Source organism: Phreatobacter aquiterrae (genome assembly GCF_053471285.1).
In genome coordinates, this window is the sequence record NZ_JBJPHW010000005.1 from 76,410 (window position 1) to 101,042 (window position 24,633).

The 24,633-nt window shown below is 68.3% G+C and carries 25 protein-coding genes, 1 tRNA gene and 1 riboswitch; of the genes, 12 read left to right on the forward strand and 14 right to left on the reverse strand.

Translation table 11 applies throughout. The features are described 5' to 3' along the window. Positions 1-91: 91 nt before the first annotated feature. The gene (locus ACJ4V0_RS09375) at positions 92-790 is read left to right on the forward strand and encodes a metal-dependent hydrolase (protein ID WP_448299317.1); all 699 of its coding nucleotides are present in this window, start codon (positions 92-94) and stop codon (positions 788-790) included. Positions 791-1,248: 458 nt separating this feature from the next. Here the strand turns inward: ACJ4V0_RS09375 and folE are convergent, their stop codons facing one another. Beyond that, on the reverse strand, positions 1,249-1,878 hold the full coding sequence (gene folE, locus ACJ4V0_RS09380; protein ID WP_448299318.1) for a GTP cyclohydrolase I FolE: 630 nt from the start codon (positions 1,876-1,878) through the stop codon (positions 1,249-1,251). Between the two features lie 225 nt (positions 1,879-2,103). On the opposite strand from folE, the gene ACJ4V0_RS09385 reads away from it, so the two are divergent. Together ACJ4V0_RS09385 and yidD are read left to right on the forward strand one after the other, a co-directional pair. Next, the gene (locus ACJ4V0_RS09385; RefSeq protein WP_448299519.1) at positions 2,104-2,565 is read left to right on the forward strand and encodes an iron-sulfur cluster assembly scaffold protein; all 462 of its coding nucleotides are present in this window, start codon (positions 2,104-2,106) and stop codon (positions 2,563-2,565) included. Further along, positions 2,565-2,936: a membrane protein insertion efficiency factor YidD gene (yidD, locus tag ACJ4V0_RS09390; RefSeq protein ID WP_448299319.1), complete on the forward strand. Its 372-nt coding sequence runs from the start codon at positions 2,565-2,567 to the stop codon at positions 2,934-2,936. The genes ACJ4V0_RS09385 and yidD overlap by 1 nt, the downstream gene beginning before the upstream one ends. Here yidD and ACJ4V0_RS09395 read toward each other — a convergent pair. Further along, on the reverse strand, positions 2,924-3,607 hold the full coding sequence (locus ACJ4V0_RS09395; RefSeq protein ID WP_448299320.1) for a COG3904 family protein: 684 nt from the start codon (positions 3,605-3,607) through the stop codon (positions 2,924-2,926). The genes yidD and ACJ4V0_RS09395 overlap by 13 nt on opposite strands. 189 nt (positions 3,608-3,796) lie before the next feature. On the opposite strand from ACJ4V0_RS09395, the gene thrS reads away from it, so the two are divergent. Further along, on the forward strand, positions 3,797-5,761 hold the full coding sequence (gene thrS, locus ACJ4V0_RS09400; RefSeq protein ID WP_448299321.1) for a threonine--tRNA ligase: 1,965 nt from the start codon (positions 3,797-3,799) through the stop codon (positions 5,759-5,761). Between the two features lie 68 nt (positions 5,762-5,829). Here the strand turns inward: thrS and ACJ4V0_RS09405 are convergent, their stop codons facing one another. Then, entirely contained in the window at positions 5,830-6,906 is a 1,077-nt protein-coding gene (locus ACJ4V0_RS09405; protein ID WP_448299322.1) for an RgsD C-terminal domain-containing protein, read from the reverse strand. Between the two features lie 146 nt (positions 6,907-7,052). Here ACJ4V0_RS09405 and ACJ4V0_RS09410 point away from each other — a divergent pair, with 146 nt between their 5' ends. After that, on the forward strand, positions 7,053-7,625 hold the full coding sequence (locus ACJ4V0_RS09410) for a nitroreductase family protein (protein ID WP_448299323.1): 573 nt from the start codon (positions 7,053-7,055) through the stop codon (positions 7,623-7,625). Positions 7,626-7,639: 14 nt separating this feature from the next. Then, positions 7,640-8,269: a flavin reductase family protein gene (locus ACJ4V0_RS09415; RefSeq protein ID WP_448299324.1), complete on the forward strand. Its 630-nt coding sequence runs from the start codon at positions 7,640-7,642 to the stop codon at positions 8,267-8,269. Here the strand turns inward: ACJ4V0_RS09415 and ACJ4V0_RS09420 are convergent. Both ACJ4V0_RS09420 and ACJ4V0_RS09425 read right to left on the reverse strand, forming a co-directional pair. After that, positions 8,253-8,699 carry a hypothetical protein gene (locus ACJ4V0_RS09420; RefSeq protein ID WP_448299325.1) on the reverse strand — a complete coding sequence of 149 codons (447 nt, stop codon included), beginning with the start codon at positions 8,697-8,699 and terminating at the stop codon, positions 8,253-8,255. The two genes, ACJ4V0_RS09415 and ACJ4V0_RS09420, sit on opposite strands and share 17 nt — an antisense overlap. Before the next feature lie 62 nt (positions 8,700-8,761). After that, a complete protein-coding gene (locus ACJ4V0_RS09425) occupies positions 8,762-9,562 on the reverse strand; it encodes an ion transporter (protein WP_448299326.1) in 801 nt (266 codons plus the stop codon). A 115-nt stretch (positions 9,563-9,677) separates the two neighbouring features. Here ACJ4V0_RS09425 and ACJ4V0_RS09430 point away from each other — a divergent pair, with 115 nt between their 5' ends. Together ACJ4V0_RS09430 and proB are read left to right on the forward strand one after the other, a co-directional pair. Continuing rightward, entirely contained in the window at positions 9,678-10,763 is a 1,086-nt protein-coding gene (locus ACJ4V0_RS09430; RefSeq protein ID WP_448299327.1) for a BMP family ABC transporter substrate-binding protein, read from the forward strand. 88 nt (positions 10,764-10,851) lie between these two features. Next, entirely contained in the window at positions 10,852-11,988 is a 1,137-nt protein-coding gene (gene proB / locus ACJ4V0_RS09435) for a glutamate 5-kinase (protein ID WP_448299328.1), read from the forward strand. A gap of 276 nt (positions 11,989-12,264) precedes the next feature. Here proB and ACJ4V0_RS09440 read toward each other — a convergent pair whose 3' ends face one another. Both ACJ4V0_RS09440 and ACJ4V0_RS09445 read right to left on the reverse strand, forming a co-directional pair. After that, positions 12,265-13,134, reverse strand: coding sequence for an HpcH/HpaI aldolase/citrate lyase family protein (locus ACJ4V0_RS09440; protein WP_448299329.1), 870 nt, complete (start codon positions 13,132-13,134; stop codon positions 12,265-12,267). A gap of 4 nt (positions 13,135-13,138) precedes the next feature. After that, the gene (locus tag ACJ4V0_RS09445; protein WP_448299330.1) at positions 13,139-13,633 is read right to left on the reverse strand and encodes a MaoC family dehydratase; all 495 of its coding nucleotides are present in this window, start codon (positions 13,631-13,633) and stop codon (positions 13,139-13,141) included. A 93-nt stretch (positions 13,634-13,726) separates the two neighbouring features. On the opposite strand from ACJ4V0_RS09445, the gene ACJ4V0_RS09450 reads away from it, so the two are divergent. Together ACJ4V0_RS09450 and ACJ4V0_RS09455 are read left to right on the forward strand one after the other, a co-directional pair. Further along, entirely contained in the window at positions 13,727-14,755 is a 1,029-nt protein-coding gene (locus tag ACJ4V0_RS09450) for a lytic transglycosylase domain-containing protein (protein ID WP_448299331.1), read from the forward strand. A 125-nt stretch (positions 14,756-14,880) separates the two neighbouring features. Then, positions 14,881-16,071 (forward strand): DUF2336 domain-containing protein, encoded by a 1,191-nt coding sequence (locus ACJ4V0_RS09455; RefSeq protein ID WP_448299332.1) that lies wholly within the window; start codon positions 14,881-14,883, stop codon positions 16,069-16,071. A gap of 164 nt (positions 16,072-16,235) precedes the next feature. On the opposite strand, the gene ACJ4V0_RS09460 is transcribed toward ACJ4V0_RS09455, so the two are convergent. The 3 genes from ACJ4V0_RS09460 to ACJ4V0_RS09470 are packed head-to-tail and all read right to left on the reverse strand — an operon-like array spanning position 16,236 to position 18,235. Then, entirely contained in the window at positions 16,236-16,835 is a 600-nt protein-coding gene (locus tag ACJ4V0_RS09460; protein ID WP_448299333.1) for an Hpt domain-containing protein, read from the reverse strand. An 11-nt stretch (positions 16,836-16,846) separates the two neighbouring features. Next, entirely contained in the window at positions 16,847-17,392 is a 546-nt protein-coding gene (locus ACJ4V0_RS09465; RefSeq protein ID WP_448299334.1) for a response regulator, read from the reverse strand. 60 nt (positions 17,393-17,452) lie between these two features. Further along, positions 17,453-18,235 carry an NAD kinase gene (locus tag ACJ4V0_RS09470; protein WP_448299335.1) on the reverse strand — a complete coding sequence of 261 codons (783 nt, stop codon included), beginning with the start codon at positions 18,233-18,235 and terminating at the stop codon, positions 17,453-17,455. 34 nt (positions 18,236-18,269) lie between these two features. Here ACJ4V0_RS09470 and cutA point away from each other — a divergent pair, with 34 nt between their 5' ends. Next, positions 18,270-18,605, forward strand: a complete 336-nt coding sequence (gene cutA / locus ACJ4V0_RS09475) for a divalent-cation tolerance protein CutA (RefSeq protein WP_448299336.1) — start codon at positions 18,270-18,272, stop codon at positions 18,603-18,605. 4 nt (positions 18,606-18,609) lie between these two features. Here the strand turns inward: cutA and ACJ4V0_RS09480 are convergent, their stop codons facing one another. The 4 genes from ACJ4V0_RS09480 to ACJ4V0_RS09495 form a co-directional block, all read right to left on the reverse strand. Then, positions 18,610-19,356: an SDR family oxidoreductase gene (locus tag ACJ4V0_RS09480; protein ID WP_448299337.1), complete on the reverse strand. Its 747-nt coding sequence runs from the start codon at positions 19,354-19,356 to the stop codon at positions 18,610-18,612. A gap of 128 nt (positions 19,357-19,484) precedes the next feature. Then, entirely contained in the window at positions 19,485-21,521 is a 2,037-nt protein-coding gene (locus ACJ4V0_RS09485; protein ID WP_448299338.1) for a TonB-dependent receptor plug domain-containing protein, read from the reverse strand. 131 nt (positions 21,522-21,652) lie between these two features. Next, positions 21,653-21,869, reverse strand: a riboswitch (cobalamin riboswitch). A gap of 98 nt (positions 21,870-21,967) precedes the next feature. Beyond that, complete coding sequence (locus tag ACJ4V0_RS09490) at positions 21,968-22,948, reverse strand: MBL fold metallo-hydrolase (RefSeq protein ID WP_448299339.1); 981 nt, start codon at positions 22,946-22,948, stop codon at positions 21,968-21,970. Between the two features lie 104 nt (positions 22,949-23,052). Then, positions 23,053-24,174 carry a DUF2778 domain-containing protein gene (locus ACJ4V0_RS09495; protein ID WP_448299340.1) on the reverse strand — a complete coding sequence of 374 codons (1,122 nt, stop codon included), beginning with the start codon at positions 24,172-24,174 and terminating at the stop codon, positions 23,053-23,055. Positions 24,175-24,504: 330 nt separating this feature from the next. Here ACJ4V0_RS09495 and ACJ4V0_RS09500 point away from each other — a divergent pair. Further along, positions 24,505-24,579 (forward strand) — tRNA-Thr (locus tag ACJ4V0_RS09500). Positions 24,580-24,633: the final 54 nt, after the last annotated feature.

The window sequence follows — 24,633 nt, forward strand, 5'->3', positions numbered from 1 at the left end:
CGAATCCTTGTCGCTGCATTGAGGGCGTCACGCGGCAGCCTATACTCCGCTTCGACCGCCACTCCCATCCGGTCTCCGCAGGAGGAACCCCATGAAGCTCACCTGGTTCGGCCATTCGGCCTTCCGTCTCGATTTCGGCGCGTCGGTCGTGCTGATCGACCCCTTCCTGACCGGCAACCCGTCCTTCACCGGCAACCGCGCCGAGGCCATTGCAGGCGCCACCCACGTGCTGCTGACCCACGGCCATTCGGACCATGTCGGCGACACGCTGGCGATCGCCGCCGAGACCGGCGCCAAGGTCGTCACCAACTACGACCTGTGCATGTATCTGGCGCACAAGGGCCTCAAGGCCTTCGATCCGATGAACACGGGCGGCACCACCGACCAGGGAGACTTCACGGTGACGCTGACCAATGCGCTGCATTCCTCCGCCGATTTCCACGACGGGGTCAGCCATGCGCTGGGCAACCCGAACGGCCTCATCATCAAGCAGAAGGGCGGCGTGGCGCTCTATGCGATGGGCGACACCGACATGATGCCGGACATGGGCCTCATCGCCGAGTACCACAGGCCGACCCACGCGCTGGTGCCGATCGGCGACCGCTTCACCATGGGCGGCGATGCCGCCGCCTTCGCCTGCCGCAAGTTCTTCACCTTCGACACGGTGATCCCGTGCCACTATGCGACCTTCGGCCTGCTCGACCCGACCGCCGACAAGTTCGTGGCCGGCATGGCGGGCTCGAAGACGAAGGTGGCGGTGCCGAAGTCCGGCGGAACGGTGGAGCTCTGATCAGTTCGCCAGCAGCAGATACAACCGCTGAGGCCGACCTTATGGTGCGGAAACCGCAAATCACGGTCAGCATTGTCTTCGATTTGACGCAGGCGCCCCGTCCGAAGCTTGAACCCCTCATATTATATTATGGTGAGGCGCTTTGGGACGAGTTTCGAGAGGAGCCAAGGGTGTCGATATCATTCGATGACATTGACAAGGTGCGCGATCGACTGTCGTTCACAGCGACATCTCTGACCGTTGCGAAACGTGCGGCGTTCATTGCCGAGAGATTGCTTTCCAAGTCGAACCTGGTTGGACAGGTAACAATCTCGGCCATGGATGTGGCTTAGCGGGGTTGGGCTCGAAGACGAAGGTGGCGGTGCCGAAATTGGGCGGGACCGTCGAACTCTGAGTCCATCAATGCACAACGCCCGCCTGAGGGGCGGGCGTTGCAGCTTCCGGCAATGCGCCGGAGGTCAGCGGAAGCCGCGGATCATCTGCATGAACCGCGCCTGTTCAGACGGATCGTCCTTGAACAGGCCGGTGAAGCCGGTGGTGATGGTCGAGACGCCCTGCTTCTGCACGCCGCGCATCGACATGCACATGTGCTCGGCCTCGACCAGGACCGCGAGGCCGCGGGGCCTCAGGCTCTCCTCGATGGCGCCGACGATCTCGGCCGTCATGTTCTCCTGCGTCTGCAGGCGGCGGGCGTAGATATCGACGACCTTGGCGAGCTTGGACAGGCCCACCACGCCCTCGCGGGGGTAATAGGCGATGTGCGCCCGGCCGCTGATCGGCACGATATGGTGCTCGCAATGCGAGAAGAACGGGATGTCGCGGACGAGCACGACGTCGCCGTAGCCGCCGACCTCCTCGAAGACCGTGCCGAGTTCCTTGGCGGCCGACAGGCCATAGCCGCGGAAGAGATCCTCCCAGGCCTTCACCATGCGGCGCGGCGTGTCGACGAGACCCTCGCGGTCCGGATTGTCGCCGACCCATTCGATGAGGGTGCGGACGGCGGCTTCGGCCTCTTCGCGGCTCGGGCGGCGACGGCGCGGAGCATCCGCGACCTTCTGGAGGGGAAGGGTCGTCACGACGGCATCCATGGCACTCAACTCCGTGTGGAACGTTTCCTGTTACGCCTGATGAGAACGTTCCGGATCGGGTTTGGCGCACAGCAGAAATGTGCGACAAGTTGCCACAGTCCGTCGTCGCTCCCTCCAGAACCCGATCTTCCGCCGGGCTTTAACGCCTTCCTGAGACGCATATATGATGGTCGGGCCTGAACGCGCCATGAACGAACGTTCATCTTGGCCGATGGAGCGAAGCCTTTGCTCGACGACGTCTATAACAAGCGCATTCTGGAACTGGCGGCGACGATTCCGCGTCTCGGGCGCCTCGCCGCGCCGGATGCCACCGCCACGGCCCATTCGAAACTCTGCGGCTCGACGGTCACCGTCGACATCGCCATGGACGGCGACGTGGTCGCCGATTTCGCCCATGACGTGAAGGCCTGCGCCCTCGGCCAGGCGTCGTCCGCCATCATGGCAAGCCATATCGTCGGCGCGACCGCCGCAGAACTCCGGGCGCTGCGCGATGATGTCAGGCGCATGCTGAAGGACAACGGGCCGGCGCCGGGAGGCCGCTGGGCCGACATCGCCGTGCTGGAGCCGGTGCGCGACTTCAAGGCGCGTCACGCCTCGACGCTCCTGACCTTCGACGCGGTGGTCGATGCCCTCGGGAAGGTCGAGGCGGCCAGATCCGGCGCGACAAGGGCTGCGGCCCCGGCCTGATGGGCGCCGACCGCGATCTCGACCGCCTGTTCGACGACTGGAGGCCGCGGCGGTGGCCGCGGCTCGCCGGCCATGGCCTGCTGCGCACCTACCAGCTGACCATCTCCATGCTCGTCGGCCGCTGGTGCCGGCACATGCCGACCTGCTCGGCCTACATGGACGAGGCGGTGATGCGCCATGGTCTGTGGGCCGGCGGCTGGATGGGCCTCGCCCGGCTCTGCCGCTGCCACCCCTACGGCACCTCCGGCATCGACAACCCGCCGCTGGAGCGACCGGCCGGCGCGCGGTGGTACCTGCCCTGGCGCTTCGGAAGCTGGCGCTGGCGGCGCGGCAGGCCGGTCTGCGAGGCGGTGGAGCCTCACCAGGGCTGATCGCGGGTAACAATCCCGTGCATCTCAAGGAAGCCACGGTCCGGGTAGAAGGGCGCGTAGCGCTCGCCGTCGAGGAAGTCCGCGAGCGTCGGCTCGATGCCCATCTCGCCGAGATAGGCGCGCACCCGGACGAGGGCGGCGGATGTGAGCCGCGCCCGCATCGCGTCGGGAAAGGGCTCGGCGGCCGGCCCCGGAAAGGCCAGCGGCTGGATGGAGACGACCGCGCCGGGGGCGACCGCCCGCTCGGTGCCGGCGAGCAGCAGGTAGAGGCAGGCGCCGTGGCAGGCGCCGTCGAGGCCCGGTGCCGGCACCAGGCCCGAACGGTCGGTTCGTGCGACGACGGTGGCGAGCCCGGCGCGACGCATGAGGCGGCCGAGCGCCATGGCGGCCTCGACGACTCCGCCGTCCGAATGGATCAGAACGGGCGGCTTCCCGCTCCCAAGCGCCTGCACAGCTTCGAGGAAGGCGAGGGGCGTCGCCGCGAGAATGGCGCCCTCGGCCGCAATCCAGCGCGAGCAGCCCGGCCCGCAGGCGTCCGTCTCGCCCTGCGTCAGCGTGAAGGCCATGGCGGCAACCTGCGGCCTGCCCGGCATGGGGTCTTCGCCATGGGCCGGCAGCGCACCGGCGGCGAGCATGAGGAGGACAGGGATGAGTCGGCGGAGGGTTTGCATGCGGCGAGGCTAGCGGCCCTGCCGCCCCCGGCAAGTCGCGAGCGCATTGCCCTTGCTCCGCGGCTCGGCTATTCCCGCTTCGTCCCGCGCCGGATGCCGCCATGTGAGCAGCAACTCCGTCGGGGGATGCCTCGATCCCGATGACCCACCCCTTACCTGCTTTGTCGGCAGGAGTGAGCGGAGAGACCCATGCCTGTCCTGACCTTCCCCGATGGCGCTGAGCGTTCCTACGATGCCGGCGTGACCGGCCTCGATGTCGCAAAGGCCATCGCCCCCTCGCTCGCCAAGAGGTCTATCGCGGTCAAGCTCGACGGCGTGGTGGCGGACCTTTCCGACCCGATCGGCGGCGATGCGAAGATCGAGTTCGTCACCCGCGACAGCCCCGAGGCTCTCGAACTGATCCGCCACGACGCGGCCCATGTCATGGCCGAGGCCGTGCAGAAGCTCTGGCCGGGAACCCAGGTGACCATCGGCCCGGTGATCGAGAACGGCTTCTACTACGACTTCTTCCGCAACGAGCCGTTCACGCCCGAGGACTTCGCGGCGATCGAGGCGGAGATGCGCAAGATCATCGCCGCCAACAAGCCCTTCACCAAGCGCGTCGTCTCGCGCGACGAGGCCATGCAGATCTTCCGCGACAAGGGCGAGGCCTTCAAGGTCGAGCTGGTCGAGGCGATCCCCGCAGACCAGCAGATCAAGCTCTACGACCAGGGCGGCTGGTTCGACCTCTGCCGCGGCCCCCACATGGCCTCCACCGGCCAGATCGGCAATTCCTTCAAGCTGATGAAGGTGGCCGGCGCCTACTGGCGCGGCGATTCCAACAATCCGATGCTGACCCGCATCTACGCCACCGCCTTCCGCACCGACGAGGAACTGAAGGCCTATCTCCACATGCTGGAGGAGGCGGAGAAGCGCGACCATCGCCGCCTGGGGCGCGAGATGGACCTCTTTCATTTCCAGGAGGAGGGGCCGGGCGTCGTCTTCTGGCACCCAAAGGGCTGGTCCATCTTCCAGACCCTCGTCGCCTACATGCGCCGCCGCCTCGCCGAGCATGGCTATGACGAGGTCAACGCGCCGCAGCTCCTCGACAAGTCGCTGTGGGAGACCTCGGGCCACTGGGGCTGGTACCGCGAGAACATGTTCGCGGCCCAGTCCGCCGGCGACGAGGCCGAGGACAAGCGCTGGTTCGCCATCAAGCCGATGAACTGCCCGGGCCACGTGCAGATCTTCAAGCATGGGTTGAAATCATACCGCGATCTACCTATGAAACTTGCAGAATTTGGTGTCGTCCATCGCTATGAGCCGTCGGGCGCCCTGCACGGGCTGATGCGCGTGCGCGGCTTTACCCAGGACGACGCCCACGTCTTCTGCACCGACGAGCAGCTGGAGGCCGAGTGCATCCGCATCAACGACCTGATCCTCACCACCTATGCCGATTTCGGCTTTGACGAGATTGTCGTGAAGCTCTCCACCCGGCCCGAGAAGAGGGTCGGCGCCGACGCGCTGTGGGATCGCGCCGAAAGCGTCATGGGCAAGGTGCTGGAGAAGATCGCGGCCCAGTCCGGCGGCCGGATCAAGACCGCCATCAACCCGGGCGAGGGCGCCTTCTACGGCCCGAAGTTCGAATATGTGCTGCGCGACGCCATCGGCCGCGACTGGCAGTGCGGCACGACGCAGGTCGACTTCAACCTGCCGGAGCGCTTCGGCGCCTTCTACATCGGTCCCGACGGCGAGAAGACCCCGCCGGTCATGGTCCATCGCGCCATCTGCGGCTCGATGGAGCGCTTCATTGGCATTCTCATCGAGAACTATGCGGGCAGCTTCCCCTTCTGGTTCGCGCCGAAGCAGGTCGTCGTCTGCCCGATCACCTCGGAGGCCGACGACTACGCAAGGGAGGTACTCGCCGCCTGCCGCAAGGCGGGGCTGAGGGTCGATGCTGACCTCCGGAACGAGAAGATCTCCTACAAGGTGCGCGAGCACTCGCTGCAGAAGATCCCGGTCATCCTCGCCGTCGGCAGGAAGGAAGCGGCCGAGCGCACCGTCTCGGTCCGCCGCTTCGGCAGCCAGGCGCAGGAGACGCAGGGCCTTGAGGCGCTGGTGGCGCAGCTCGTCGATGAGGCAACGCCGCCGGACGTGCGGCGTAGCCGCCAGTAGGCAGTCGGCAGAAGAAGGGTGGTCGCAGGTCGTCCGTCGACGGCCTGCTGCCCCCCGATGGCCCCAGATTAGCGGGCCACGACCTCTATGTCCTGGTTCTTGCCGGCTTCCACGGTGAAACGCTTGTTGAACACGCGGCCCTCGTGGCGGGCGATGGCGAGATACTCGCCCTCCTGCAGCACCATGGACGGAAAGGCGCCGATCGATTCCTTGATGACGTCGCCGCCGGGGGTCAGCACCGTCCAGGCGGCGTTGCCGATGGCCGCGCCGCCCTCGCGCTGCTGAACCAGCTTCAGGCTGATGGCGGCGGCGCGATGGTGGATGGTCGCATCGGTGACCTGGCCGGCACGGATGCGGATGTCGGCGCGGATCGTGGCGTTGGCGTCGCCATAGGTCGAGACGACGTGATAGGTGCCCTCGCCGAGCGCGATCAGGTCTCCGGCCGGCGCCTGCCGCCGCACCAGGCGCGGCTCGCCGCCGTCGAACAGCCCGCCGGCGAAGATGTCGAAGGAGAGCTGCACGTTGTGGATGTCGCTGTCGCCGACCTTGCCGACGAGACGCACCGCGCCGGCGTTCAGGATGAGGGTCTCGCGGTAGGGCTCGGCGCCGATGCGGATGCGCTTGGCCTGCGAGACGGTGCCGAAGGCGACGTGCAGGATGTAGGTGCCGGGTCGCAGCCGCAGCAGCGCCTGCGCATTGCGCGTTTCCGCGACGAGCGCGAAGGCGCCGTTCGGCTCCGGCTGGTCGCCGAAAACGCGCCAGTGCAGGCCCTCGCGCACATGCTGCCCGCCGGTGCGGAAGCGCGCATCGAGCGTCACCTCCGTCCCGTCGGCGAACTGGGGCGGCAGGGAGGGGCTGCCCGGCAGCGAGGGGATCATGGTGGGCGAGGTGCCCATCTGCGGCGTGAACGGGGTCGCGCCGTCCGGCAGGGTGAAGAAGGGCGTTGCCGCGCCGCCCGGCATGTGGCGCCGCCGTCTCTGCGGCTCGACGGCGATGGGCGGCAGGTCGGCGTGCGGCGATGCCGAGATGCGCGGCAGGGGCGGGCGCTCGAAGCCCTGTGCCATGGCCGCGTTGCCGCCCTCGGGCAGACCCGAGAGGGCTGCGAGCGCCAGGGTGGCGAGGGCGTATCGGAGGCCGGAGGTCATGCGTCCATCATCTCGCGTCGGATTATGGCCCTTTTTGGTGCGTGCCAGCCCTGCGGGCAAGCCCTTCGGGCGCAAGTCCCGCGCCAGACCCTTGGCGACGGGAGTGAAGTTGCCTAGTTGAACGATCATCTGATGCAGGAATCGTCATGACGTCCGACAACCGCCTGATCGACCATCTGCGGACCCGCCGCTCGACGCCCTTTCCGCTGATGCAGGCTCCTGGGCCGGACGCGGCGACGCTGGACGCGATGCTGGCGATCGCCGCGCGCGTGCCGGACCACGGCAAGCTCGCCCCCTGGCGCTTCATCGTCATCGACCATGCCGCCGGCGAGCGCCTCGGGGCCGCGCTGGAGGAACTCGCGCGGGCCGATGACGCCGCGGTTGATCCGAAAAGGCTGGAGATCGACCGCACCCGCTTCACCCGCGCGCCGGTCTGCGTCGCCGTGGTGTCGCGGGCGGCCCCGCACGTGAAGATCCCCGAATGGGAACAACTGCTCTCCGCGGGGGCCGTCTGCCTCAACCTGCTCCATGCCGCGGCCGCCTACGGCTTCGGCGGCAACTGGGTCACCGAATGGCCCGCCTATGACCGCCGCGTCCTCGACCGCCTCGGGCTTGCGGCGGAGGAGAAGATCGCCGGCTTCGTCCACATCGGCACCCCGGGCGCGAAGGCGGACGACCGCCAGCGCCCCGACATGGCCGCCATCGTCACCCGTCTCTGAAGGCTGAAACACCCATGCATTACAACGTTACGGCGGCCGACCACGGCCTTCCCCACGACCCGTTCAAGGCCATCGTCTCGCCGCGCCCGATCGGCTGGATCACCTCGATCGACAAGGACGGGCGCATCAACTGCTCGCCCTATTCCTTCTTCAACGCCATTTCAGACAAGCCGCACATGGTCTGCTTCGGGTCTGGCGGCCGGAAGGATGCCCTGGCCTTTGCCGAGGAGACGGGCGAGTTCACCTGTTCCGTCGTCTCCTGGGACCTGCGGGACGCGATGAACGTCACCTCGGCGCCGCTGCCGCGCGGCGAGAACGAGATGGAGTTCGCCGGCCTCGAGGCCGCGCCGTCGAAATTCGTGAAGCCGCCGCGGGTGAAGGCTTCGCCCGCGGCCCTCGAGTGCAAGTGGCTGCAAACCGTGCCGCTGACCTCGCTGGAGGGCGTGACCAGCTACCATCTCGTCATCGGCCAGGTCGTCGGCATCTACATCAACGACGATTTCATCGACAACGGCATCGTCGATACGGGTCGCATGCACCCGGTCATGCGCGGCGGCTACGACCAGTATTTCCATGTGGGCAGCGAACAGATGTTCAGGATGACCCGCCCGCCCGGCGGCGGCAACTTCAACGAGCGGCGCTGATCCGCGCGCGCTCGCGGCGCTGGACGAGAAGAGCGGCGGCAAGCCCGACAAGGCCGATGCCGCCGACGGGGAGGGGGATGAGCAGGGCCACGAGACCGTAGAGGCTTTCGGGCCTCACCCCGGGTATCGTCCATCCGTGAAACTGGACGAGGACCTGGGCGACCGTCGCCGCCAGGAATGCCGCCTCGACCAGCACGACGATCGCCAGCGTCGCGACGGTGAGCCGGTATGCCGCGGGCGTGGCGATGAAGCGCCGCGCCAGCCAGGCGAGGAGCGCCAGGGGCGCCAGGTTCCATCCCAGCAGGCCGAGCGACAGCAGCGGCTCCGCGGCGCTGCCGCAGAGCAGGACGGTGGCAAAGGCGATCACGGCGCCCCCGCCGGCGAGCATCGCCGTCGCGCGGTGGCGTGGTGGGGGCGGGGAGTGCGACATGGCGTCGGTCATGCCGGTGAGTGGCTCGCGGCGGCCAGAAGGTTCAACCCGCTCCGGCTCCCTCAGCCCTCGTTCGGAATGTTGAGCACCGTGCCGCAGGCCTTGCAGTGGACGGCGTCGGGCTCGTGGCGCTGCAGGCCGCAGGTCGGGCAGGGGTGGCGCACCTTGGTCGGCCGGAACAGCACCTGCGCGAGACGCAGGAACAGCGTCACGCCAAAAATCATGATGGTGACGGAAATCAGCCGTCCGGGCGTGCCGGGAAGGGTGATGTCGCCGTAGCCGGTGGTCGTCAGGGACGTGACGGTGAAATAGAGCGCATCGACATAGTTGGCGATGCCGGGATTTGTTTGGTGCTGCGTCGCATAGACGATGCCCGTCATGATGAAGATGAAGACGCAGAGGTTCGTCGCCGCGAAGATGATCTCCTGGTTCTTGCGGAAGAAGGCGCTGTCGCCGCGCAACTGCTTGACGAGCTGATAGGTCCGCATCAGCCGCAGGGTCCGCAGAACCCGGAAGAAACCCGCGCCCTCGCCGGTGATCGGCGCCAGGAACGAGATGATGGCGATGATGTCGGCCCAGGTCAGCGGGTGTGACAGTTCGCGCCACGGCCGTCGCGCGATCCACATCCGCGCCAGGAAGTCCGTCAGGGCGACGAGGCCGATGAGGAAATCGATGATCTCGAATGCCAGGCGGCGCTGCATGAAGGACGTCGCGACGACGAAGGAGATGGTGACAAGGTCGAAGGCGAGCAGCCCGTAGCGGAAACGTTCGGCCCGCTCGGTCTCGGCCTCGTAGAGTTCGCGCACGCGCTCCTTGAGCGGGGCGGGCTGGAACTGTTCGGCGTGAGGTGAAGACGACGTCATGGGTGGTCCCGGAGCCTTGTCGCCTGTTCTCGCCCGAAAGGCTTGATCCCTGCAACCGGGCGCGCCACCATCCGCCGGAGGGCCCGCGCGGGCCAGTCCTGACGGGAGCGCATCCATGAATCGAAGGACCCTGTTCGCCGCCGCCCTGGCCGTGGTCGGAGCGACCGTCGGCGTCGGCTATGCTCTCGCGCAGGAGAAGCTGAAGATCGGCTTCGTCTATGTCGGTCCCGTCGGCGACCATGGCTGGACCTTCCAGCACGACATCGGCCGTCAGGCGGTGGAGCGCCAGTTCGGCAGCCGCGTCGAGACGACCTTCGTCGAGAAGGTGGCAGAAGGCCCGGACGCCGAGCGCGTCATCGAGCAGCTCGCCCGCACCGGCCACCGGCTGATCTTCACCACGTCCTTCGGCTTCATGGACCCGACCGAGCGCGTCGCCCGCCGGCATCCCAACGTGCGCTTCGAGCACGCCACCGGTTTCAAGCGTTCGGCGAACCTTGCGACCTATGCCGGGCGGTTCTACGAGGGCCGCTACATCCTCGGCCAGATCGCCGCGCGCATGTCGAAGACCGGGACGGTCGGCTATATCGGCTCCTTCGCCATCCCCGAGGTCGTCTCCGGCATCAACGCCTTCATGCTCGGCGCCCAGTCGGTGCGCCCCGACCTGAAGATCAGGATCGTCTGGGTCAACACCTGGTACGACCCCGGCAAGGAGGCCGACGCCGCCAAGGCGCTGGCCGACCAGGGCGCCGACATCCTCGCCCAGCACACCGATTCGCCCGCCGCCATGCAGGTCGCCGAGCAGCGCGGCATCCTCGCCTTCGGGCAGGACTCCGACATGCTGCGCTTCGGCCCGAAGGCGCAGCTGACCTCGATCGTCAACGACTGGGCGCCCTATTACCTCCAGCGGGTGCAGGCGATGCTCGACGGCAAGTGGGCTTCCGGCGACACCTGGGGCGGGCTGAACACCGGCCTCGTCCACATGGCGCCCTATACGAACATGCCGGCCGAGGTGAAGGCCCAGGCTGAGGCGACGGAGGCCGCCATCAAGGCCGGCACGCTGCATCCCTTCCGCTGCCCCATCGTCCGGCAGGACGGAACAACCGTCGAGTGCAAGGGCAACGGCGTTCTGGCGGACGAGCAAATCCTGAGCATGAACTTCTATGTCCGCGGCATCGAGGACCGGGTGCCGAGCGCCAACTGACGGCGTTGCATTGCGCGACGGCGATCGTCTAAATCCCTGCCAATGACGCCCGCCGCACCCTGCGGCGGGCTTTGCGTCTCCGGCTCCGATGTCCGCTCCCGCCCAAACGCCCGCGCTCGCCGCCTTCCGCCGCATCGTCGTGAAGGTCGGCTCCTCGCTGCTCGTCGACGGCGACAAGGGCGCGCTCAAGCAGGTCTGGCTGGAGACTCTCGGCGCCGACATCGCCCGCCATGCCGCGCGCGGCGCGGACGTGCTCGTGGTGTCTTCCGGCGCCATTGCCCTCGGCCGCACGATCCTCAGGCTGCCGAAGGGGCCGCTGGAACTGGAGCAGAGCCAGGCGGCAGCCTCTGTCGGCCAGATCGCGCTCGCCCGCGCCTGGTCGGAGGTTCTCGGCCGCCACGGCATCGTCGCCGGGCAGATCCTCGTTACGCTGCACGATACCGAGGAAAGACGCCGCTACCTCAACGCCCGCAACACCATGGAGACGCTGTTCGCCGTGCGTGCCGTGCCCGTCGTCAACGAGAACGACACGGTGGCGACCGACGAGATCCGCTATGGCGACAACGACCGCCTCGCCGCCCGCGTCGCGACCATGGTCGGTGCGGACTGCCTCGTGCTGCTCTCCGACATCGACGGGCTCTATACGGCGCCGCCGCAGAAGGACCCCGCTGCGACGCTCATCCCGGTCGTGCCGCGTATCACGCCGGAGATCGAGGCCATGGCAGGCGGTGCGGCGTCGGAACTCTCCCGCGGCGGCATGACGACCAAGGTCGAGGCCGGCAAGATCGCGACGACCGCCGGCACCACCATGGTGATCGCCTCCGGCAAGTACGACGCGCCGCTGGCGCGGATCGAGGCGGGCGGACCCTGCACGTGGTTCCTGACCCCGACCCATCCGGTGACCAGCCGCAAGAAGTGGATCGCCGGCTCGCTGGAGCCGCGCGGCGTCATCTGGCTCGATGCCGGCGCCGTCGAAGCCGTGCGTCACGGCAAGAGCCTGCTGCCGGCCGGCGTCGCCAAGGTCGACGGCGCCTTCGAGCGGGGCGACTGCGTCGTCGTGCGGGGCCCCGACGGCGCCGAGATCGGCCGCGGCCTCGTCGCCTATGATGCGGTGGCGGCGGTGCAGATCATGGGCAAGAACTCCAAGGCGATCGAAACCGTCCTCGGCTACAAGGGCCGCAAGGAGATGATCCACCGCGACGACCTCGTGCTCGCGGCGGAGTAGTGGGCGTCTCCATCCCGTCGGCATGTCCTGCACAACCGAAGTGCGTCCTTCGAGGCTCGCCTCCGGACGATGCCGGCGCATCGTCGGCAGCTCGCACCTCAGGATGAGGCGGGTTGATGAACTGCATCAGCGCCGACGGACGCTCGACCGCTACGCTCATCCTCCGACGTGCAATCCACTGCCCTCCTCATCCTGAGGTGCGAGGCGGCAGCCGAGCCTCGAAGGACGCACTTGGGTCTTGCGGGTCACCAACTCCTGCGGCCACCGCCTGTCGTCCTACCGCCCCGCGCGCTTCAGCAGCCGTTCGGCCCGCGTCAGGTGCGGCCGGTCGAACATCTCGCCGCCGATGTTGACGACGCCGGCCGTCGGCTGCGCGGCGAAGGCGGCGACCACCGCCTCGGCCCCGGCGATGGCCTCGGCCGTCGGCGTGAACACCGCGTTGATCACCGGCACCTGTGCCGGATGGATCGCCATCTTGGCGGTGAAGCCGTCGCGCCGTGCCTCCTCGCACTCGCGCCTCAGGCCCTCCGTATCGCGGAAGGCCGGGAAGACGGTGTCGATCGGCTGCACGCCGGCCGCCACCGCCCCCATGAGGCAGAGCCCGCGCGCGAGACGGAAGGGTTCGGTATGACGCCCGTCGGGCGCGCGGTTGGTTTCGGCGCCGATGTCGGCGGAAAGGTCCTCGGCGCCCCAGGTCAGCCCCGACAGGCGGGGGCTCGACCCCTGATAGGTGCCGAGCGTGAAGATGGCCTTCGCCGTCTCCGTCGCCACCACAACGATGCGAATCATGCCCTCGTCGATGCCGGCGATGGCCTCCAGCGCGGTCAGCTTGGCGTCGAGATGGGTCACGTCGCGGCCCGACTCACTCTTCGGCAGCATGATGGCATCGGGGCGGGCGGCGACCACGGCCTCCAGGTCCTGATCCGTCAGGCCGGTATCGAGCGCGTTGACGCGCACCATCAGCAGCGGGCGGTTGGTTGCCGGTCCGTGCTGCGCGAGGAAGGCGCGCGCCGTCGCGCGGGCAAGGGCCTTGTTGGCCGCCGAGACCGAGTCCTCGATATCGAGGATCAGCGCGTCGGCGCCGCTCTCCAGCCCCTTCGCCAGCTTCTTCTCCGAATCGGCCGGCACGAACAGCATCGAGCGCATGGTCTCAGGCTCCACGCTTGAGGACGAGCGACTGCCGGGTGCATTCGGCGACCAGCTTGTCGTGCTGGTTATAGGCCCGGTGGTGAAACTCGACGACGCCCATGGTCGGGCGTGATTTCGATTCGCGCGTCGACGTGACGGTGCTCTCGCAGTGCACCGTGTCGTTCTCGAACAGCGGGTGGGGGAACTTGACGTCGGTCATGCCGAGATTGGCGAACAGCGTGCCGTTGGTGGTGTCGGGAACGGAAATGCCGATGAGCAGGCCGAGCGTGAACAGCGAGTTCATCAGCGGCTGACCCCATTCGGAGGCCTCGGAGAACTGCCGGTCGATATGCAGCGGCTGCGGATTCATCGTCAGGGTGGAGAACAGCACATTGTCCATCTGCGTCACGGAGCGCGTGATGCGGTGCTTGATCAACTGGCCGACGGCGAAATCGTCGAAATAGATGCCGCCGCGCGGGTGGCGCTTGTCGTCGGTGATCAGGGTCGTCGCCGTCATGATCGGCTCCCGTTAGGTCAGGTCGTTACGATTTCATTTACCATATTGCCGCACCTTGGCGGCCAAGGCCTCGTCGCTGGGGACATAGCCGAGATGTTTCTCTTCCGCTCATCCGCCGAACCGCAGAGCCGCCCGACCACGGCGGCCGAAGCGGGCGTTGCCCGTGTCATGTCGGCCATCCAGGCCGCCGCGCAGAAGACCGGCACGGGCTTCGACTACCTGCTGCGCACGGCGCGGCGCGAATCGAGCCTGCAGCCGACGGCCCAGGCGCCGACCTCCAGCGCCCGCGGGCTCTATCAGTTCATTGATTCCACCTGGCTCACCATGGTGCGCGAGGAGGGCCGCAACCTCGGCCTCGGGCGCTTCGCCGAGCAGATCGGCCGCGACGCCAGCGGCCGGCCGACGGTCTCCGATCCCGCCGCCCGCCAGCAGATCCTCGCCCTGCGCGACGATCCCGCCGTCTCGGCCCTGATGGCCGGCGCCTTCACCAACCGCAACGCCGCGGAACTGCGCTCGGCCACCGGTCGCAACCCGACCGAGGGCGAACTCTACATGGCGCATTTCCTCGGGTCGGGGGGCGCCGCGCGTCTGATCAACGCCAACCAGTCCAATCCGCAGGCGACCGCCGCCCGGCTGTTCCCGGATGCGGCCGGCGCCAACCGCCGCATCTTCTTCGACCAGGGACGGCCGCGCACCATCGCCGAGGTCTATCAGGTCCTCTCCTCCGGCCAGTCGACGACGGTCGCGGCCACGACAGGCACGACCCCGGCGGCGCAGACCGTTGCGGCCGCGACCGCCGCGCAGGAGGAGGCCAGCGGCTGGTCGGCCGTGCCGAGGATCAACGTCGATCCGACACGCCCCTTCCACTCGCTGTTCGCTGGCGGCGGCGGCCCTATCAATGCCTTCGTCGCCGCGACCTGGACGTCGATCGGCCGCGATGCGGCGACCGCCGCCCGGCAGGTCAATCTGGCGACGGCCCTGTCGTCACCCGCGACGAGCCCGGCCACGTCCGCTCCGGCGGTCGGCGGGCCCTTCTATCCGGTGCGCGTCGAGACGGTCCGCCGCCCGTCGAACCAGCCGATGGACCTGTCGAGCTTCCTGCGCCCCGACATCCGCCGCTGATGCTCATGGTGAACAGGCGCCTAACGGGCATGGTGAACGCTTTGTTAAGCGCCGCACCTTAGCCTGATGGCAGCAGGGGGAGCATCGCCCCGGCACCCGTTCCGGCCTCCGTTCAGGCGTATGCAATGATCGTTCGTCACTTCTTGCGGTGGATCCAGACCGCCCCGGCCGGCGACAGGGCGGATGCGACCTCGGCGCTCGCCCGCGCCTATCTGCACTCCGATCTCGGCATCGAGGACCGGGCGGCGGCGGAAGCGGCCATGGTCATGCTGCTCGACGATCCTTCGCCCCTCGTGCGCCGGGCGCTGGCCGAGGCGCTGGCCGCGTCGGAGGATGCCCCCCACACCGTCGTTGTCGGCCTCCTGCAGGACCAGGCGGAAATCGCCTCCATCGTCGCCCGCCATTCGCCGCTGCTGCTCGATGCGGAACTCGTCGACCTCGTCGGCGCCGGCGAGCCGCTGGTGCAATATGCCGTCTCCCGCCGCGAGCATGTGCCGGCCCCCGTGGCGGCCGCCATCGCCGAGGTCGGCTGCCTCGAGTCCTGCCTCGCCGTTGTGTCGGTCGACACTGCGGCCGTGCCGGCCTTCTCCATCGACCGCATCATCGAGCGCTTCGGCGAGGATCCCGACATCCGCGAGGCGCTCTTCGCCCGCAAAGACCTGTCGCCCGGCGCCCGCCAGGCGCTGGTGGTGAAACTGTCCACGGCCCTGTCCAGCTTCGTCGCCGGCCGCGCCTGGCTTCCCGAGGACCGCGCCGCCCGCATCGTCCGCGAGGCTTCCGACAAGGCGACCGTCGCCATCGCCGCCGCCTGCCGCGGCGAGGGGCTGAGCCCGCTTGTTCGTCATCTGCGCCAGTCGGGGCAACTCTCCACGGGTCTCGTGCTCCGCGCGCTGCTCTCTGGCCATGTGCGGCTCTTCGAGGAGGCGCTGGCGGAACTGGCGGGCCTGTCGCTGCGCCAGGCCTCGGGCCTCGTTCACGATCGCCGCGGCGCCGGCTTCCGCGCCCTCTACGACCGCGCCGGCCTGCCGGCCTCGACCTATCCGGCCTTCCGCGCCGCCCTTGAGGCCTGGCACGAGGATGGCGCCTTCGGCCAGCGGGGAGGGGATGCCCATCTGCGCCGCCGCATGGTGGAGCGCGTGCTGACCGCCTATGCACCGCTCGCCGACGGAGACCTCGACCAGTTGCTGGCCCAGCTCCGCCGCTTTGCCGCCGAGGCCGCCCGCGACGAGGCCCGCGCCTTCACCCGCGATCTCATCGCCGGCAACGAGGCGCTGGACGACGAGGCGGTGGCCTTCCCGATGGTGGCGGCGGCCTGAGTCGGCGGGATCGAAGGCCGTCTTTTCGAAATGAAGAGGGCGCCGGCCTGCATCGTCCGGAGGCGAGCCTCGAAGGACGCATGTCGGTCATGCAGGGCTACGGCCCTTGCTGCGATCAGGCGGAACGGGACAGCCTCAGGGCCATCAGGCGAAACGGGAGAGCCTCAGGGCGCGATCGACGGCGAGCCGTTGATGGCGATCAGCACCTCGGTGGTGGCCTCGGTCAGGCGCTGCGACAGGGCGATCGCCACCGGATGGTCCGGACCCTTGGCGTTCTCGCGCACGATGGCGCGGATGGCGTCGGCATGCTGGATGACGAGGTCGGCGGGCACGCGGTCGTCGTCGGCGATGCCGTCGAGCAGATGGCAGAGGCTTTCGGCGACGCGCGCGGCGAGCGGATAGCCGAAGGTGGCGCCTTCGCCCTTGATGTCGTGCGAGGCCGTATAGACGCTGGCGCGCGTGTCGGCGTCGATGCCCTGGCCGGCGACGGCGTCGCGGGCTTTCGTCAGGCGCTCGACCTCTTTCTCCATCCAGTCGTCGAATTCGCTGGAAAGCTCGGCGAGCGCCGCCTCGGCGCGTTCGATCGCCTCCATGTCGAAGCCGAATTCGTCGACCTTGATATTGGCCTTGCGGCCGAAGCCCTTCAGGTTGCGCTTCGGGGTGACGATCTCGTGGTCGTGAAAGGCCGCGATGGAGGCCTCGTCGAGCCCGCCCTTCTTGCCGGCCTTCGAGATCGCCGGCTTGGTTGCTGGTGGTTTGGCCATCACGCGCCCCGTCACATGCTGGTCTTGGTCTTGTCCAGCAAGGGCTGGACCTTGATCATTTCCGCCTTTTCGCCCTTGCGGCGTTCCGGACCGACATAGCTCGTGCCGTGGTTGCGGCGGCGGTCGGGGCCGAAGAAGGTCTTGGTCTTCACGAACGGCCGCGGATTGACGACGACGTTCAGGATGCGCTGGTAGAGCGCCTTGGCCGAAATCGGCTTGGCGAGAAATTCGGTGACGCCGGCATCGCGCGATTCCAGCACGCGCTTCTTCTCCGAGTGGCCGGTCAGCATGATGATGGCCACATAGGGGTTCGCATTGGCGCCGGGCTGGCGGATCATGCTGGTAAGCTCCAGCCCGTCGAAGATGGGCATCGACCAGTCCGTGATGACGATATCCGGCATGTAGTGCGTGAACGCCTCGAGCCCTGCCGCGCCATCTTCCGCCTCGTACACCTCGCGCGCGCCGAAGCCGTGCAGCAGGGTGCGGACGATGCGGCGCATGTGCGCGTTGTCGTCGATCACCAGAAAGCGCAGCCGGTTAAAATCGATGCGGATCATCACCGCCACTTTAGCGTGCGGCCATTAGCGAAGCGTTAAGTCTGATGCTTCCGGTGCGCTTCAGGCGCCGAATTGTTCGCGCAGGATGCGCTCGTCCAGCGAGTGACCGGGGTCGTGCAGCAGGACCATGGACTTCGTCCGGTCCATCTCCACCGAGACGGTGGCGACGTCGCGCACCTCGTGGTGGTCGGCGGTGGCGCTGACCGGGCGCTTGGCCGATTCCATCACCTCGATGGTGAGGGCCACCCGGTCGGGAAGCAACGCACCACGCCAGCGGCGCGGGCGGAACGGCGAGATCGGGGTGAGGGCGAGAAGCGTCGCGTTCAGCGGCAGGATCGGCCCGTTGGCGGAGAGATTGTAGGCGGTCGAGCCGGCCGGGGTGGCGATCAGCACGCCATCGGCGATGAGCTCGTCCATGCGTGGATGGCCGTCGACGCTGATACGCAGCTTGGCCACCTGCGAGGTCTGGCGCAGCAGCGACACCTCGTTGATGGCGAGCGCGTCCTGCCGCTCGCCATGGATGTCGATGGTCGTCATGGCGAGCGGGTGGATCACCGAACGCTCGGAGTTCCAGATGCGCTCGACCAGGCCGTCCTCGGCATATTCGTTCATCAGGAAGCCGACCGAGCCGCGGTTCATACCGTAGATCGGCTTGCCCGTGGCGATGTACTTGTGCAGCGTCTGCAGCATCAGGCCGTCGCCGCCGAGGGCCACGACCACCTCCGCCTCGTCGCCGGAAACGCTGCCGTAGAACGCTGACAGGCGCTGGCAGGCCTCCTGTGCTTCCGGCGCCGGCGAGGCGACGAAGGCGATCTTCTTGGGGTCGGGACGCAGATCCGGCATGACGGGGCGACCGATCGGGAAGGGGGAGGACACAGTGACGCGAGCCGAAACGCCGGATGACGTGGTTCTGGTCTATACGACCGCCGCAAGCCTTGTCGAGGCGGAGACGATCGGCGCCGACCTGGTGGAGCGCCACCTTGCCGCCTGCGTCAACATCCTGCCGGGGATGCGGTCGATCTACCGCTGGCAAGGTAGCGTCGAGCGCGCCGACGAGGTGGTGATGATCGTCAAGACTGTGCGCCGCCTGCTGGAGCCGGCCCGACTGCGGTTCCGCGAAGCGCATTCCTACGACACGCCCGCCTTCCTGGTCATCGGCGTCCCCGACGGGGACGCCGACTACCTCGCCTGGCTACGCGGGCAGGTCGCCTGACGCCTCAGCCGCGCCCGACGAAGGGCATGTCGTTGGCCATGACGGTCATGGTCAGGATGTTGACGTCGAGTGGCAGGTTGGCGACATGGACCACCGCCTCGGCGACGTGCCTGACGTCCATGCGCGGCTCGACCTTCACTGAAAAATCGGCCTGCAGGACGCCCGCGGTCATGCGCTCGGTCATCTCGGTGGCGGCATTGCCGACGTCGATCTGCGAGCAGGAGATGCGGTCGGCCCGCCCGTCCAGCGAGATGGACTTGGTGAGGCCGAGGATGGCGTGTTTGGTCGCGGTATAGGGTGCCGAATAGGGGCGGGGCGCATAGGCGGAGATCGAGCCGTTGTTGATGATGCGGCCGCCCTTCGGGTCCTGCGCGCGCATCATCTTCATGGCTTCGCGGGCGCAGAGGAAGGAGCCGGTGAGGTTGACGTCGACCACCTGCTTCCACTTCTCGACCGGAAGCTCGTCGAGCGGCACGGCCGGCGCACCCATGCCGGCATTGTTGAAGAGAACATCGATGCGGCCGAAGCGGTCCTTCACCGCCTTGAACAGGGCTGCGACGGACGCTTCGTCGGCGACGTCCGTCGGCACCGCGACGACGGTCGCGCCGCCGGCCGTGGCCACCGTCTTGTCGAGTTCGTCCTTGCGGCGGCCGGCGACGACCACCGCGTAGCCGGCCTTGGCCAGCGCCAGGGCCGAGGCGCGCCCGATACCCGATCCCGCGCCCGTAACGACGGCAATCCGCTGTGACATGTGGTCCTCCCGATGCGTCGGGCGCTCCGGCCCGCTCATTGGGTCGGAGACTGGCCCAAAGCCACGCGCCTGTCGACCGGCGCGTGGCAAGGCAGCGATGCGAAACGGTTTAAATGGGCGGGGCCAGACTACTCGCCGAGCCGCACCCGCATGCCGGCATAGACCGCCGCGCCGGCCCCCTGGTAGCCGAAGACGTTCTGGTAGCGCTGGCCGAAGACGTTCTCGCCGCGCACATAGACGGTCGCGGACCTGGTCAGGTCGTGCGAGACCTGCGCGCCGATCAACGTATAGGCGGCGAGGCGCACGTCGTTCGAGCCGAAGGGGCCGAAGAACGAATCCCGCATGTTGCCGTTGTGGGCCACGGTCAGCGTCACCTTGGTCTTGTCGTCGGGCAGGGTCGCCACTGCCGAGAGGCTGGCGGCATGGCGGGGCCGGCGCAGCGCCTCCTTGCCGACATAGACGCCGCCGACCAGTTCGGCCGATTGCGTGTCCGTGTAGGTGTAGGAGCCGGTGATCGACAGCCAGTCGGTGGGGCGCGCGGTGACCTGCACCTCGACGCCCTGGCGCGTCGTCTGGAACGGCAGGTTGATGGCCGTGCCTCCCGACATCACGATGGCGTCCATGATGCTGGCGCGGAACACGGTCACGTCGGTGACGAGCCGACCGCCGAACCAGCGCTGCTCGATGCCGGCGTCCCAGCCGATGGAGTGCTCCGGCCTGAGCGTCGGATTGCCGGTGAAGTTGGCGAAGAAGCCGAACTGCTCGAAGAAGGTCGGGTTGGTCACGCCCTTGCCGACCGAGCCGTGCAGGCGCGTGCCGGTGGCGAAGGTCTGGGCGGCGGTCAGGCGCCATGTGAAGGCGTTGCGGAAGGACGAGTTCCAGTCCTGCCGGAGCGCCGCCGAGAGCGAGAAGCCGCTCGGCAGGCTGACGAGATATTCGCCGTAGAGGCCCTTGCGCTCGCGACCGCGGCCGTCGGCGGCATAGCTGTCATTGACGAAGGGACCGAAGAAGCCGTCGCTCTCGTAGTAGTAGCGGAAATGCTCGCGGGTGATGTCGGCGCCGCCGACGATGGTGTGACGGGCGCCGGGCAGGCCCGGCGTCTCGAAGGTATAGGCCGTGCGGTAGTCGACGCGGCTGCGCTGGGTGCGCGACCAGAAGCCTTGGGATTCGAGGAAGCCGAAGGCCGACAAGTAGCTGTCGCGCGAATTGGTCGACTGCTGCGAGGCATCGGCCGACAACCGGTGCGTCCAGGCGCCTTCCAGCAGCTTCAGCGTGCCGGTGATGCGCCCCTGCATGTCGTTGGCGGTACCGCGTCCCGTGCCGTCGGCGAGGAAGCCGTAGTTCGGGTCGGGCACGAAGCCGGGGCCGTAGGCGGTGTTGCCGGGATTGTAGAAGCCGGTGCGGCTGACCATGCGGCCCACCGCCTCGACGCTGAACCATTCGTTGAACTCGGCCCCGATCTTGGCGCTGATGGCGCCCATCTCCGAGCCGTTCGGTCGCGTCGTGCCGGGGGCCACGACGAAGCCGCCGGAGCGCAGGCCGGAGATCGACAGGGCGGCATGGAACGGCCCCTGCGCGCCGCGCACCGTGGCCGATCCGAGCAGCGTGCCGAAGGAACCGCCCTCGACGCGCGCGGTCACTTCCGGCTTCGTCAGGCCGCGCCCGGACTTGGTGGTGATGAGGATGACGCCGGCCTGGGCGTTCGGTCCCCAGATGCCGGACTGCGGTCCGCGGATGACCTCGATGCGGGCGATGTTGTCGACCGGGATGTTGGCGAGGTCGGCGTCGCCGGAATTGACGTCATTGATCGGAATGCCATCGACGACGACGAGCACCTGGTTGGCTTCGGCGCCGCGGACGCGAATCTGGGTGAGGCCGCCGCGCCCGCCGGACTGGTTGACCGCGACACCCGGAAGGAGGCGCAGCACGTCCGGGACGCTCGTCGCGCCCTGGTTGGTGATGTCCTCCGCCGTCACGACGGAGACCGACGAGCCGACCCTAGGAGCTTCCAGCGGCACGTTGCTGGCGCCGAGAACGGTGATCTCGGGTAGCACGGCCGGCTGCTGCTGCGCTGTTGCGGGGAAGATGAGGGCCAAGGGGCTCGCGGCAAGAAGGAACCCGGCCAGAAGGTGCTGGCGGGACGGACGTCGGGCGTGAACAGGCATGGCGGAACTCCGCTCGGGACCACGTGGGTCGCGGAGCTGCCAGTCCCGGAGGAGTTGGAAGGGAACCGCGACATTCGGTGTCACGGATCAAGCGGAAACAACCGCTCCCGACCGCGCCTCCCGCACGGACGGACAGTGACGTCGCGCCGGCCGGTCTCCTGGCTCGCGGGTCGTCGCCCGTCCCCGCCTTCCCGAAGCCGATGGCCTCAGTGGCATGTGGAGGAGGGCTCGCCGCTCACAGTTGCGGGGGCAGCCGCGGAATCAGACGCGACCAGAGGCCGCTTCCTCACCGCATTCCCGTGGCCGCCTCCCAGTGAGGAAGCAGCCGCCGTCGCGAAGCGTGACTCATGCTCCCGTGGCCCGCCATGAGTCAATCCGCCGGACAGGTGGCCCCCTACGAAAAGGCCCGCCGCGGGGGCGGGCCTTCGGGAGCACGGCGGGAGATGTCAGATCGACGGGGTCCACTGCGCGGGGACGAGCTGGAAGCCGTTGCCGTCCTTGGCGATGAAGCCGTTGGACGGGAAGGGCGCATGATAGAAATGCACGCGGGTCTTCTCGGCTGCCGCCATGTCGAGCAGGCGGCGGCGCGTGGCCCGCGCCACGTCGGCGTCCATGTCGAAGATCGCCGACCAGTCGGGATTGCGCACGAACAGTGCCGGATGGTTGGTGACATCCGCCATGTAGGTGAGCTTGGCGTTGCCCGACGAGATCACGAACACCGTGTGGCCGGGCGAGTGGCCGAAGGCCGCCATGGACGTGACGCCGGCGGCAACCTCGGCGCCGGGCTCGAAGCGCTTCACATTGGCGGCGATCGGAGCGAAGACGCGGCGCGCGTTCTGGAAGCCGCCGCGCATGGCCTCGGGCGCCGCATTCATCCGCTCGTCGGACATCCAGAAGGCCCATTCGGGCGTGGGGACCTGGATTTCGGCGTTGGCGAACACCGCCGAGCCGTCGCGCAGACGCAAGCCGTTGATGTGGTCGCCGTGGAAGTGGCTGATGACGACGCTGTCGACCCTCGCCGGGTCGAAGCCGGCGGCCTTGAAGTTGGTCATCCAGGTGCCGGAGGTCGGCGCGCCGACATTGCCGTTGCCGGTGTCGAGCAGGACGACCTTGCCGCCGGTCTCGACGACCAGCGTGTTGAAGGGGATCGGCACCGCATTGGTCGGCAGGAAGGCGGCGCTCATCGCGGCCTGCACGGCCGGAAGCTCGGCGTTGCGGATGAAGCCCTCGAGCGGCCTGTTGAAGAAGCCGTCATTGATGGCGGTGACGGTGATGTCGCCGACCTTGTACTTGTAGAAGCCGGGCGCCTGGGTGGCCGCGGCGGCGGCCTGGGCGAAGACCGGGGCGTTCGAGGCGGTGAGGAAAGCGGGGGCGGCGAGGGCGGCTGCGCCCGCGGCCATGGCATGGCGACGATTGATCGTGGTCATTGGTGTCTCTCCGGCAGCAGGCGACCGACGGCCGTGGCAGCCATCATGCGCAAACGAATACATTGCCGGAATGACAGGGGCGTCCACCCCTTGTCACATGAATGTTACCGCTGGGCCATCCGTGTCGTGGCGCGGGCCACCGCCGCCACCGCCTCGTTGCGGTCGCGCACCACGATCAACTGGCGGATCTCGCCGCGCAGATAGGCCTGCAGGAAACGGTTGTAGTCCTTGATCGAGATGCAGCCGTTGGAATCGCCGCTTGGGCCGAGCAGGTAGGTGTGGGCGAGCAGGCCGGCGCGGCCGTGGATGGCCTGGCTGCCGCCAACCGGGTTGAGGCGGATGGCGCGGACGCCATGGAACAGCGCCTCGCGCTCGACCAGGTCATAGGTGTGCGGCGGCGTCGGTCCACGCATGCGGACATGGGCATAGCGGACGTCGTTGCGCATCTCGCCGAGGCCTGACTGCGCCTCAAGCTGCTCGCCGTTGGGCAGATACACCATGCGCGAGCCGATGTCGTAGATGGCGACGCCCGTCGGCGGCTTCGGCGCCACAAGGCCGGGAAAGCTAAGACCGAGGCGGGCGCCGAACGAGCCCGCGCCGGAGCCGGTGCTGGCGTCGCTGGCGCCACTCCCCGAGGGGGCGTAGGCGAGTTGCGGGCCGGACGGCTCGGTGCGAGCGGCGAACAGGCGTTCGAAGAAGGTGCGGCCGTCGGGCTGCGCGGCGGGCGTCGCGGCCGCGGCGGTGTCGCGGCCGTTGCGGCGCGACGCGATCCGCGGGCGCTCGGGCGTCGTCGGACCGGAGGCGGCCGGCGCGTCGGCGGGACGGCGCAGGGGCAGGGGCGCCACCATCGTCGTATCGGGGCCGTCGGCGGAGGGCTCGGCCGGGCGCGACAGCGGCAGGGGAGCGGGCAGGATCGAGGGCGTCACCGGCAGCTCGACCAGCGCCGGGTCGGGAAGGCTGGCCATGGTGATCGGGGCCGTCGGCTCGGGGGCGCGCTCGACGCCGGCGAAGCGCGCGCCGGACAGGGCCGTCGGAACGGGGCCCAGCAGATAGGCAAGATCGGATTGCGGGGCGACGAGGCGGGCGGTCGCGAAGCCGTCGGTCTGGAAGGCCGGCATCGCCGACGTCCGCTCGCCGATGGCGGCATGAGCCGGCGTCACCGCCTTGTCGCGCAGGGCATAGGTGGCAAGGCCCGCCAGACCTGCCGACAGGGCGAAGACCGCCATCCATTGAAAACGCAGGGCAGTCACCGGGCGAGGGTGGCGGGAACCGGGCTCGACGGACGATCTACGCATACGCGGCAGCCTCGACATGCTTCGGCATTCGTCCCCCATATCATGCCATCGAGACCTGCTCGCAGCCAGCGGGGGGGCGCTGCATGCGACTCGCCATCCAAGGCTGACCACGTGCAGAAGCCAACAGACTTTGGCATTCATAAGGCGCGACGCTGGTTAACCGCCCGTGAATCGGAGCGCGGAATTACGCCGCCGTGTCGGCCGGCGCCTCCGCCGAACTTGCCTTGCCGGGCCGTCGTTGCTAGGCGTTTGCGCCGTCATGCCGGCGTAGCACAGCGGTAGTGCAGCGGTTTTGTAAACCGAAGGTCGGGAGTTCGATCCTCTCCGCCGGCACCATTTCCCCCGATCGGGATCGGTTGATCAGCCCGAGCCAGTCTCCGATCTCGTCGA